Raw genomic sequence first — 9,800 nt, 5'->3', positions numbered from 1 at the left:
CGACCTCGACGGCGTCCTTGGCGAAGCCGCCGCTGGGCAGCGCCTTGGCCGGGGTCGTCTCGGTGAAGACGGCCGGGTCGCGGGAGGCGGAACCGTAGACGTTGGTGGAGGACTTCACGACGAGCCGCCGCACCCGTTACCAGGTGAGGGCGTCGGACATGGTGGCCTGCCAGTAGGAGACCGACGTGTCGTTGTTGGTCTTCGTCCCCTTCGGGAGGGTGAGGTTCGCGACCGGGCCCACCGTCCCCTGGTTGTCGCGGCCCGAGAAGGAGACGCTGAGGTTGTACGCCGCGGTGGTCGGGGAGCCTTCGCCGCCGCCCAGCGCGATCGAGGCGTAGGCCGACTGGCCGGGCGACAGGGTGACCACGGCCTGCGGCTGGCTGCTCTCGTTGATCTGGGTGACGGACTGGGCGTCGTCGAAGCCGAGCAGAGGCGCGTAGTAGGCGTAGCAGGTGCCGCTGCCGGCGTTGGTGGCGGTCACCAGCAGGTGGTTGATCGGCCGGCTGACCTTGGTGACGGTGATCTTGGTGTTGGCCGGGGTGCAGGTGCTGGGGGTCTTGCTCTTGCTCTTGTTGTTGCTGGAGCCCTTGCCGCTGTTGCTGTTGCTGGTGGCCTTGCTGGCGTTGGTCTTGTCCGCGCTCTGGTCGGTGGCCCGCGGCTTGTCCGTCTCCTGGGCGTCCGGCTTCTCCGTGGACGACGCGGCCGTGGCCGTGGACTTGGCGTCCGGCTTGGAGCCTGCGCCGACCGCGTCCGACTGGCCGCAGGCCGTGAGGGCGAGTGCGGCCACGAGGGCGGTGGTGGCGGTGGTGGCGGCGGAGCGGAATCGAAGGTTGCGCATGAGTGTCTGTCTCCCGTTTTGATGGTGCGTTCGATGGCGGTTCAGTGGCGGTTGATGAGCACGAGCAGCACGGCTGTGCAGGCGATGAGTACGCAGACGGCCACGGCATCGACGAGGTCGTCGCGGTTCCGAGTGCGGATCGCTCCTCCTCGTTCGGCGGGTGCTGCACTCACCTTGCGGGGCGGCTGGAAGTGGCCGCAATCGGCAAGGGACAATGAGGGAAGCTGGAACGCTCAGACGGCTGTGACCTGCGGGAACAGTGTTTCCCTGGGACGCGTTCCTGGAACGGCCGCGCACCTGTGGCAGACGCATCTGGAGGGGAACCCCGAGTGGCGACCACCGAGGCCAAGGCTTTCGCCGAACTGCTCACCGAGTTGAAGGACCGCTCGGGACAGAGCTACGGCGCGCTCGCCGCGAAGCTCCATGTCAGTACGTCCACGCTCCACCGCTACTGCAACGGCGACGCCGTCCCGGCCGAGTTCTCGGCGGCGGAGCGGTTCGGGCGGCTGTGCGGGGCGAAGGGCGAGGAGTTCGTGGAACTGCACCGCCGGTGGATCCTCGCGGACGAGGCACGGCGGCGGTCCCGGGCGGCGGCACCGACGGCTGCTGTCGCCGCCGCTGCCTCTGTCCCTGTCGCCGACTCCGCTTCTGTGGAGGAGCAGGCCGCCGAGAGCCCGGAGCCCGGTCTCGACGCTCCGGCCGCCGACCCGTCTCCTTCACAGCGCAAGAAGCGGCTGTACGTCACTCTCGCCGCCGCGGCTGTCGTCGTGGCGGTCGCCGTACCGGCCATTGTCTTCGGCCCCTTGAACGATTCGTCGAACAACCGCTCACCCGTCGCGTCCGAGGTCTCGGAGGGCGGCGGCGCGTCGAAGTCGGGCTCGCCGTCCTCCTCGCCCTCCGCGTCACCGTCCCCCAGCAAGTCGCCCTCGCCCAAAGCCTCTCCGTCGGAGCGTGCGACTCCCAAGGGCGGGGCGAGCGGGAGCGGTGACACCGGGGGCGGAAAGGGAGCGGTCGCGGGGGTGCCGGTGACGGTGAACACCAAGCCGTACGCCTACGAGAACCCGTGCTCCCAGCACTACCTCGTCAACCGCCCCGCGACAGAGGTGCCCCCGCCCCCCAACGAGCCGGACGCGCCCGGTTGGGTGGGTGCGCTCGGCGCGGTGTCGAGCGGCAGTCAGTTCATCGAGCTGGCCCTCCAGGGCACCGGGAGCGAGACCGTCATGCTCAACGAACTGAACGTGCGCGTGGTGTCGAGCGACGCTCCGCTCGCCTGGAACGACTTCGCCACGGGCGTCGGCTGCGGCGGCGGTGTCACGACCAGGGCGTTCGCCGTGAACCTGGACGCCGGCCGCCCCGACGTCGCGCCGCAGGGCGGGCAGCGGGACTTCCCCTACAAGGTGAGTGAGTCCGACCCGGAGGTCTTCCAGATCAGCGCGAACGCCTCTGCCCGGTACGTCAGTTGGTATCTGGAACTGGAGTGGTCCAGCGGCGGCCGGGCGGGCACGCTCCGCATCGACGACCACGGGCAGCCGTTCCGTACGAGCGGTGCGAAGGGGCGGCCGTCGTTCCACTACCCGATGGGCGGTACGTCGAAGTGGGAGACGGCGCCCGTGAACGACCCGAACCAGTTCCCCTGACGCCTGTGCTGTCAGTGGGGTCACCTAGTGTCGGTCGGCATGACGAAGACGGAGGGTGTTCCCCACCACATCGCCGCAACTGACATCGAGCGCGCGGACCTGACTCTCAACGCCATGGGAGTCGGAGACAGCGGCTATCGGGGTGTCGGCTGGTCGGATCAGCTGCTGGGCGAACTGCGTGAGCTGCCGTCAGAGCGTCGTCGCAGCCTCGCCCATTTCCTGGTCGAGCGTTGCCAACGCCTGGACGTGACCTCCGAGTTCCGGGCGCGGACACTGCTTCTGGCCGGGGTCCTCGCCGCCGATCTCCCCGGGGACCCACTGGCCGCCGAGCGCGTCAAGGTGCTCGACGACCTCGGCGAATGCCACTCCTTCTGGTACGAGGACCATTTCTCGGTTCTGGTGGAGGCGGAGCTGGCCGCCGGCCGTTCCCTCACACCGGCTGCGATTGCCGCCTTCCGGCGCAGTGGCATGGAGTACGGCTTTCCCGCCGCACCACTCGTTCGCGCCGGCGAGAAACCCACCGACCCAGTGCTCAACGTGGGCGAGAAGTGGGCCGAGCGTGCTCTGGAGCAGGTGGGTCCCGGTCCCGACGACCCGTGGCGTGCGCTGCTCGCGCACGCTCTCACCGCCAAGTCCGCCCGGCCCAGCGCGAAGTGGGACAGGCTGGCCGGGCAACTCGTCGAACCGCTGGGCCCGGAGCCGGTGCGGGAGAAGGTCGTGTCCTGGCTCGCTCTGGTGGGCGTTCCACGCACCTTCCGGGTGAAAGCCGTCTTCTGCGAAGACCGGCATTTCAACGAGGTCTTCGACCCGTACAACGCCCTCGCGCTGCGTGGCCTTGCCTGGCTGTTGTCGCTACTGCCACCCCATGCCGACGCGGCTCGTGCGCTGGGGGCCTTGGTGGACACCTCGCTGGAGAAGTTGCCCGGACGGGGCCCGCGCAGTGAGAAGGTCGCGCATGCGGGCGCTCTCGCCCTGGGCCGGGTCGACAGTGAGTCCGCGCCGGCCGAACTGGACCGCCTCGCCGCCCGGGTGACACACAAGGCCACCGCGAAGGTGATCGCCACCGCCCGGGAGGCACACGCCACGCGTTCCCACGACGACAGAACAGCCCTCAGCTCACATCCCGCCCTCTGACACGGAGGCGGGGTTCCCCTAGGCGGAGTCCGGTGCCTCGGGCGCTTCCGCCGGCTCGGGCGCTTCGGCCGGCTCCGGGGGCTCCGTTCCCTCGTTCATGTGGGTCTCACCGAGGATCGTGGCGTGTTCCAGCACGTCCTCGGCCGGGTCGTCGATCTGGCCGATCGAGAGCAGGGTGAACCCGCCGTTGTGCGAATTCGTGTGGGTCTCGTCCGCGGCGGCGCCGGTGGCGGGAAGTACGGCGCCCAGCACCGCCGCGCCCAGGACGGTCAGTGTGCGTGTGGCTTTCATCTGGTGGTGCCCGTCTGCTCGTCGTAGTCCTCAAGGTCCGGTCTGTCTATTGCGCGGACCGGGCTCAAAAGTCACGGCTGACGGCGTGTGTCGGGTAGGGATTCACCTCATCGGCGCAGTCGGTCCGACGGTCAGCGGACAACGTCCGAGGTGAAGGCCGCCCAGGCGGCGGGGGTGAGGGTGAGCACCGGGCCGTCGGTGACCTTGGAGTCCCGTACGTGCACGGCGGCGGGGTGCGTTGCGACCTCGACGCAGTTGCCGCCCTGCTCGGTGCTGTAGCTCGACTTGTGCCAGTCGTAGGCGACTTCGAGGCAAGCGCCCCCCTGTTCGGTGCTGTAGCTGGACTTGAACCACTCGCGTGCGGTGCTCATTACTCTCCTAGCAGCCGGTCCAACAGGCCCTTTGTCTCTTCGGGGTTGAGGGCCTGCGTCCGCAGCATCGCATATTTGCGCGCCAGGATGCTGACCTCATCCGGGTCCTCGACAAAGAGGCTGCCCCGCTGTGTCTCGGCGTAGGCGAGGTGCTGATGGTCTGGTGTTTCCAGCAGGATGAAGGGGCCGGACAGCCCCGCGTGAGTGATCCTGCCGAACGGCATGATCTGGAGAGTCAGGCCCGGGAGGTCGGCGCTCTCCCGGAGATGGCGGAGCTGTTCCATGAATACGGCCGGGGAGCCCAACTGGTCGTTGAGCACGGCTTCGCCGATCAGAAAGCTGCAGGTCGGCGGGATCTTTTGGTGCAGGATCTGTTGGCGTTCGATGCGCCCGGCGACGCGTACGCGCATCTCGTCTTCGCTGAGCGCCGGGATCTCGTTCTGGAAGACGGCATAGGAGTAGCTCTCGGTCTGGAGCAGTCCAGGGATCACCTGGTTCTCGTACCAGGAGATGGTGATCGCCTCCTGCTCCTGGTCGATGTACGCCGCCGCCCACGTCGGATACCGGTCGATCTCCGGCATGTTGTCCACCGCCGTCGCCAACGCCCCTTTCGTCAAAAGCACTTGATCCAGCAGCGCCGCCAGATCAGGCTTCAGTAGGCGTCGGCCCTGCTCCACCGACGCGATCGTCTCCGTGTGCACGCAGGCACGCTCCGCGAGTTGGCGTTGGGTCAGGCCCGCCGCCTCTCGGAAGAGGGCGACCAGCGCGCCCACGAGCTTCATCGCCGACGCGTTCTTCCGCTGTCGTTTTCTGTTGTGCATACCCGTTCAACTCCCCGTCCCCGTCCGTACGTCACGCCCTCGCAGCCCGTACGGAATCTTTGTACGGGTGCGCGTACTGCATCAGCGTAATCACAGGCAGTGACAATCGTCCTGTGAATGAGACGAATCCACCCCCCGCCCAGCGCGAGCGCTTCTACCGCCGCGAACGCCGATCCGTGCCCGCCGCCAGGCAGTTCGTACGGGAGGCGGTGATCGACTGGGCGCTCGGCGAGCGGCTCGACGACGTCTTGCTGTGCGTGAGCGAGCTGGCGACCAACGCGCTGGTGCACGGAGTTCCGCCGGGGCGCGGGTACCGGCTGCAGCTGTTGTTGCTCGCCGACGGCGTGCTCCGTATCGAGGTGCACGACAGCGGTGACGGGCGGCCGAGTGTCCGGGAGCCGTACGGGGAGTCCGGGCGCGGGCTCATGCTGGTCGCCGCTCTCGCGGACAAATGGGGGGTGGGGGAGCGTGATCCCGGAAAGATCGTGTGGTGCGAATTCGTGATCTGACCGGGGTGTTCGGCCTCACTGGCGAACGGGACCGGTGACCGGACCGACCGGTGAGCGACCGGCCAGTGACCCGCGCCACATCCGGCTCTTGTCAGGAATGGAGGCGCCGTCTCGTTCAAGGGGCACGCGAAACGAGACAGGAGCATCGTCATGAAGCACCGCATCGTTGTACTCGGCGCCGGATACGCCGGGGCCTTCGCCGCCGGAAACCTGGCCCGCCGGCTGTCCCGCTCCGACACCGAGATCACCGTCGTCAACGCCGTGCCCGACTTCGTCGAGCGGATGCGACTCCACCAGCTCGCGATCGGTCAGGACGTCACGTCCCGCAAGCTCGCCGACGTATTCGCGGGCACCGGGGTGCGGCTGCGCCTGGCGCGCGTCACGGGCCTGGACCCCGATCGCGGGATCGTCGCCGTGACCGGCGAGGACGGCATCGACGGAGAACTCGCCTACGACACCCTTCTCTACGCGCTGGGCAGCTCCGTGGCCCACCACGGCGTGCCCGGCGTGGCCGAGTACGCCTTCGACGTGACCGGCCGGCCCTCGGCGCTGCGTCTGCGCGAACGCCTGGTGTGCCTGGGTGAGGGCGGCACGGTGCTGGTCGTCGGTGAAGGGCTGACCGGCATCGAGACCGCCACCGAGTTCGCCGAGTCCCGGCCCGACCTCTCGGTCGCGCTCGCGGCCCGCGGCGAGCTGGGCGCCTGGCTCTCCCCGAAGGCCCGGCGTCACCTGCGCCATGCCTTCGGCCGGCTCGGCATCACCGTCCACGAGCACACCGGCATCGAAGCCGTCGAACCGACGAGAGCGATCGCCGCCGGCGGCACATCCATCGCGGCCGACGTGACCGTGTGGGCGGCCGGATTCGCCGTGCACCCCATCGCGGCCGACAGCGGCCTGGAGGTCGCGGGGACCGGCCAGATCGTCGTCGATCGCACCATGCGGTCGGTCTCGCACCCGAATGTCTATGCCGCCGGTGACAGCGCCTACGCGATCGGCGAGAACGGCCGGGCACTGCCGATGTCCTGCGCCTCGGCGGGCCTCACCAACATGCAGGCGACCGCCGCGATCGTCGCGCGCCTGACGGGCGGCGAGGCCCCCGCCGTCGATCTGAAGTACCACGGCAACCACATCAGCCTCGGGCGGCGGGACGCGATCTTCCAGGTGGTGGACGGGGACGTCCGGCCGAAGTCCTGGTTCCTGGGCGGCCGGACCGCCGCGCGGCTCAAGTCGGGTGTCCTCAAGGGGGCCGGGTGGGGCATCGCCCACCCGACCTTCGGCATGCCGAAGCGCAGGCGCCGCCTGGCGACCGCGCCCGACCGGGACGGGGTGAGGGCGGCCGCATAGGCTGTTCCCACATGGACAGCGCGGCCATCGACCGGTTTGAGGCCAGCCGGGGCAGGCTGGCCTCGCTGGCGTACCGTCTGCTCGGTTCGGCCGCCTACGCCGAGGACGCGGTGCAGGACGCGTTCCTGCGCTGGCAGGCGGCCAACCGGGAACGCATCGAGACGCCCGAGGCGTGGCTGACCAAGGTCGTCACCAATCTCTGCCTCGACCGGCTCCGCTCGGCGCCCGCGCGCCACGAGCGCCCTGTCGGGGACTGGCTGCCCGAGCCGCTCCTTGAAGGCGACCCGATGCTCGGCCCGGCCGACACCTTTGAGCAGCGGGAATCGGTGTCCCTGGCCGTACTGACCCTCATGGAGCGCCTCTCGCCGGTCGAGCGGGCCGCCTACGTCCTGCGCGAAGCGTTCTCCTACCCCCATGCCGAGATCGCCGGCATCCTCGACATCACCGAGTCGGCGAGCCAGCAGCACGTCCACCGGGCCCGGCGCCGGGTCGCGGCGGAGCGGCGTGGCGGCAGCGAGGCGGACCCCGCGTCCGCGCGCCGGATCGTCGAGGAATTCCTCGCCGCAGCCGCGTCGGGGCGCACCGAACGGCTGGTGGCGCTGCTCACCGCCGACGCGACCGCGGTCTCGGACGGCGCTGGACTGGCCAGGCGGCTGCTGTGGTACACCACGCGCGAGCGCATCGCCGCCTATGTACGGGCCGGCTTCAAGCCCACGCCGGCGAAGCGGCGGCTGGCCGGCGGGTCCCCCGTGTTCCACATCGCGCTGGTCAACGGCTCCCCGGCCGTCCTCGCCGTGGTCGGAGACCGGGTCGTGGGCGTCGTGGCATTCGAAGTCGGCGACGGCAAGGTCGCGTCCCTGCACGGCATCGCCGCCACCGGCCGGCTCACGCGCCTCAGCGCGGCCTGGCGCCGGCACGAACCCGGCGCGCCGGTCATCGGCGCGTGGTGAACCGGCGGCACCGGAACCAGGGCCTGGAGCGGAGCGCGCACCGGTCTCCCGAGTGGAATCCGGCCCGCTGTCCTGGCAGCTCCTCCCGGTCAGTCCCACCAGAACGTCCACGCAGGCTGGTCCAGCACCTGATGCTTCGCGTACGCGGACAGGGTGGTGTGGCGGCCCTGGTGGAGGTTGTCCGGGCAGAACGCGAAGTGTTCCGCCGAGACCGCCTCCGCCTCTTCCTGGGTCGTCGGCGGGGCGGCCACCGAGACCACCAACTGGTCGAAGGTGAGCGCCACCACCCGTATCCCGAACCGGTCCTCCCACGACCGCAGCACCGCGCACAGCCGCCCGACGTCACCCTCGTGATTCACCGGGCCCAGCCAGCCGACGGCCGCCGGTATGTCCGCGCTGCGGCGGGCCGGGACCAGGGCCAGGCGCGCGCCGTGCAGCCAACTGCCCTCGTCCGTGAGGATGGAGGCGACCTCGGCCGCCTCCTTGTCCGGGTCGGCCGACGACGTCAGCGGGGCCGCCAGGCCCGGCCACTCGTCCTCCTCCGTCAGACGCTCCCAGGACTCCGCGAGGACGTCCTCCGCGTCGTGGTCCCCCGGATACGACGCGGAGTCCGGGCTCAGCTCCCAGTCCTCCGGCCACTCCTTGCGGTGCCCGCCGTGGACGAGCAGCGGATGCAGCCCGGCCGCCTTGCGGGCGGGCAGCAGATCGGCCCACGCCCGGTGGGTCGCCGGCTCGTCCGCGTACCAGAGAAGTGGTTCGTGCCAGGTCCCGTCGATGGTCGCGTCGACCAGCTTGCCGGGCGGCAGTCGGAGCCCGACCGACCGTCCCGTGAGGTCGGTGGCCAGGGCGGGCAGGGGGTTGGGGAGCGTCGCCATGCAGGAGACCTTAAATGCCCGCACTGACAACGCGGTTCAGCTTGTGGAACTTGCCGGGCCCGGCCCCGAACGCAGCAGGTCGGCGAGGCGGGAGAGGCCGTCCGCCGCGTGGCCTTCGGCCACCGCGCGGTCGAGCAGCGGCTGCACCGGGGCGAACAGTTCCGTGCTGACACCCTGCGCGGCGAACGCCTCCAGCAGGTTGGGGAACGCCTCCTGGTTGACGGCCAGACTCGACACGTCCGTCAGATGCCGCCCCGAGTCGATCGCCTCGGCCCACCTCGGTGCCGAGCCGAGCATGGCGCCCACCCACGGCACCAGCAGCTCCGAGAACTCGGTGGCCGGGATGGACTCCGTGCCGACCAGGGCGTACGCCTGCAGCACGCCCATGACCATCCCGTACATGCCGGTGAGCAGCGCCAGGTCGTACAGCGCGGCGAGGCCGGGGTCGGTGCCGACGTACTTCGTGCCGCCGAGCGCCGCGAACGTCTCCCGGTGCGTGTCGAAGAGTTCCCGCTCACCGCTGTAGAAGACGTACGCGTGCGGGCCCGCGATCATCTGCGGGACGGCCATGATCCCGCCGTCGAGATAGCCGGTGCCCTCCTTCGCGGCCCAGGCGGCGAAGTCGCGGGCCTGCTCGGGGGTGCCGTTGGTGAGGTTGGCGACGGTCTTGCCGGTGAGCTGCCCGGAGAGCGGTTCGAGGACCGTACGGACCGTGTCGTACGTGGTGAGGCAGACGACCACCAGCGGGCTCGCGGCCACCGCCTCGGCGGCCGTGCCGGCGGGGGTCGCGCCCTGGGCGACCAGGGGGCCGGTCTTGGCGGGGGATCTGTTCCACACGGTGACGGGATGCCCGGCCCGGAGGAAGGCGGCGGCCAGAGCGGTGCCCATCATGCCGAGGCCGATGACGGAGACGGCGGGCTTGGGGTCGGGCGTATCGGCGGCGGACATGCGGGTGCTCCTCCAGGTCGGGCGAAGGGTGGTCGCTCCCGATCTTCTGGGGGAGAACTTCCGGCCACAAGTACCGACTAAT

11 protein-coding genes and 2 pseudogenes are annotated in these 9,800 nt (G+C 70.2%); 6 read left to right on the top strand and 7 right to left on the bottom strand.

Annotated elements, in window-relative coordinates; translation table 11 throughout:
* Both ACFUN8_RS11845 and ACFUN8_RS11840 read right to left on the bottom strand, forming a co-directional pair.
* A pseudogene (locus ACFUN8_RS11845) lies at positions 1–133 on the bottom strand (NAD-dependent dehydratase); the annotation flags it as partial.
* A 3-nt stretch (positions 134–136) separates the two neighbouring features.
* Positions 137–838, bottom strand: a complete 702-nt coding sequence (locus tag ACFUN8_RS11840) for a DUF4232 domain-containing protein (RefSeq protein WP_383634770.1) — start codon at positions 836–838, stop codon at positions 137–139.
* Positions 839–840: 2 nt separating this feature from the next.
* Here ACFUN8_RS11840 and ACFUN8_RS11835 point away from each other — a divergent pair, with 2 nt between their 5' ends.
* The 3 genes from ACFUN8_RS11835 to ACFUN8_RS11825 all read left to right on the top strand — a co-directional run bounded on the left by ACFUN8_RS11835 (position 841) and on the right by ACFUN8_RS11825 (position 3,609).
* On the top strand, positions 841–1,056 hold the full coding sequence (locus tag ACFUN8_RS11835) for a hypothetical protein (RefSeq protein ID WP_383634768.1): 216 nt from the start codon (positions 841–843) through the stop codon (positions 1,054–1,056).
* Positions 1,057–1,167: 111 nt separating this feature from the next.
* Positions 1,168–2,475 carry a helix-turn-helix domain-containing protein gene (locus tag ACFUN8_RS11830; protein ID WP_383634766.1) on the top strand — a complete coding sequence of 436 codons (1,308 nt, stop codon included), beginning with the start codon at positions 1,168–1,170 and terminating at the stop codon, positions 2,473–2,475.
* A 39-nt stretch (positions 2,476–2,514) separates the two neighbouring features.
* Complete coding sequence (locus ACFUN8_RS11825; protein ID WP_383634764.1) at positions 2,515–3,609, top strand: hypothetical protein; 1,095 nt, start codon at positions 2,515–2,517, stop codon at positions 3,607–3,609.
* Between the two features lie 102 nt (positions 3,610–3,711).
* On the opposite strand, the pseudogene ACFUN8_RS11820 reads toward ACFUN8_RS11825, so the two are convergent.
* The 3 genes and pseudogenes from ACFUN8_RS11820 to ACFUN8_RS11810 form a co-directional block, all read right to left on the bottom strand.
* Positions 3,712–3,900, bottom strand: a pseudogene (locus ACFUN8_RS11820) (hypothetical protein); the annotation flags it as partial.
* Between the two features lie 131 nt (positions 3,901–4,031).
* A complete protein-coding gene (locus tag ACFUN8_RS11815; protein ID WP_383634762.1) occupies positions 4,032–4,271 on the bottom strand; it encodes a DUF397 domain-containing protein in 240 nt (79 codons plus the stop codon).
* A complete protein-coding gene (locus tag ACFUN8_RS11810) occupies positions 4,271–5,053 on the bottom strand; it encodes a Scr1 family TA system antitoxin-like transcriptional regulator (RefSeq protein ID WP_383634760.1) in 783 nt (260 codons plus the stop codon). The genes ACFUN8_RS11815 and ACFUN8_RS11810 overlap by 1 nt, the downstream gene beginning before the upstream one ends.
* Before the next feature lie 152 nt (positions 5,054–5,205).
* Between ACFUN8_RS11810 and ACFUN8_RS11805 the strand changes: the two genes are divergently transcribed.
* The 3 genes from ACFUN8_RS11805 (at position 5,206) to ACFUN8_RS11795 (ending at position 7,895) form a co-directional block, all read left to right on the top strand.
* The gene (locus ACFUN8_RS11805) at positions 5,206–5,601 is read left to right on the top strand and encodes an ATP-binding protein (protein ID WP_382568749.1); all 396 of its coding nucleotides are present in this window, start codon (positions 5,206–5,208) and stop codon (positions 5,599–5,601) included.
* 150 nt (positions 5,602–5,751) lie between these two features.
* Positions 5,752–6,945 (top strand): NAD(P)/FAD-dependent oxidoreductase, encoded by a 1,194-nt coding sequence (locus ACFUN8_RS11800; protein WP_383634757.1) that lies wholly within the window; start codon positions 5,752–5,754, stop codon positions 6,943–6,945.
* A gap of 11 nt (positions 6,946–6,956) precedes the next feature.
* Positions 6,957–7,895, top strand: a complete 939-nt coding sequence (locus ACFUN8_RS11795) for a sigma-70 family RNA polymerase sigma factor (protein WP_383634755.1) — start codon at positions 6,957–6,959, stop codon at positions 7,893–7,895.
* Positions 7,896–7,984: 89 nt separating this feature from the next.
* Here ACFUN8_RS11795 and ACFUN8_RS11790 read toward each other — a convergent pair whose 3' ends face one another.
* On the bottom strand, positions 7,985–8,770 hold the full coding sequence (locus ACFUN8_RS11790; protein WP_383634753.1) for a DUF4253 domain-containing protein: 786 nt from the start codon (positions 8,768–8,770) through the stop codon (positions 7,985–7,987).
* Positions 8,771–8,806: 36 nt separating this feature from the next.
* Positions 8,807–9,718: an NAD(P)-dependent oxidoreductase gene (locus tag ACFUN8_RS11785; RefSeq protein WP_383634751.1), complete on the bottom strand. Its 912-nt coding sequence runs from the start codon at positions 9,716–9,718 to the stop codon at positions 8,807–8,809.
* Between the last annotated feature and the right edge of the window lie 82 nt (positions 9,719–9,800).

The organism is Streptomyces sp. NPDC057307, from assembly GCF_042667665.1.
Classification (GTDB): domain Bacteria; phylum Actinomycetota; class Actinomycetes; order Streptomycetales; family Streptomycetaceae; genus Streptomyces.
This window is presented reverse-complemented; position numbering and strand designations above follow the sequence as displayed.

Coding starts and splice junctions, on each gene's coding strand:
- ACFUN8_RS11840 (WP_383634770.1), bottom strand. CDS start 838: ATGCGCAACCTTCGATTCCGCTCCGCCGCCACCACCGCCACCACCGCC.
- ACFUN8_RS11825 (WP_383634764.1), top strand. CDS start 2,515: ATGACGAAGACGGAGGGTGTTCCCCACCACATCGCCGCAACTGACATC.
- ACFUN8_RS11815 (WP_383634762.1), bottom strand. CDS start 4,271: ATGAGCACCGCACGCGAGTGGTTCAAGTCCAGCTACAGCACCGAACAG.
- ACFUN8_RS11810 (WP_383634760.1), bottom strand. CDS start 5,053: ATGAAGCTCGTGGGCGCGCTGGTCGCCCTCTTCCGAGAGGCGGCGGGC.
- ACFUN8_RS11800 (WP_383634757.1), top strand. CDS start 5,752: ATGAAGCACCGCATCGTTGTACTCGGCGCCGGATACGCCGGGGCCTTC.
- ACFUN8_RS11795 (WP_383634755.1), top strand. CDS start 6,957: ATGGACAGCGCGGCCATCGACCGGTTTGAGGCCAGCCGGGGCAGGCTG.
- ACFUN8_RS11790 (WP_383634753.1), bottom strand. CDS start 8,770: ATGGCGACGCTCCCCAACCCCCTGCCCGCCCTGGCCACCGACCTCACG.
- ACFUN8_RS11785 (WP_383634751.1), bottom strand. CDS start 9,718: ATGTCCGCCGCCGATACGCCCGACCCCAAGCCCGCCGTCTCCGTCATC.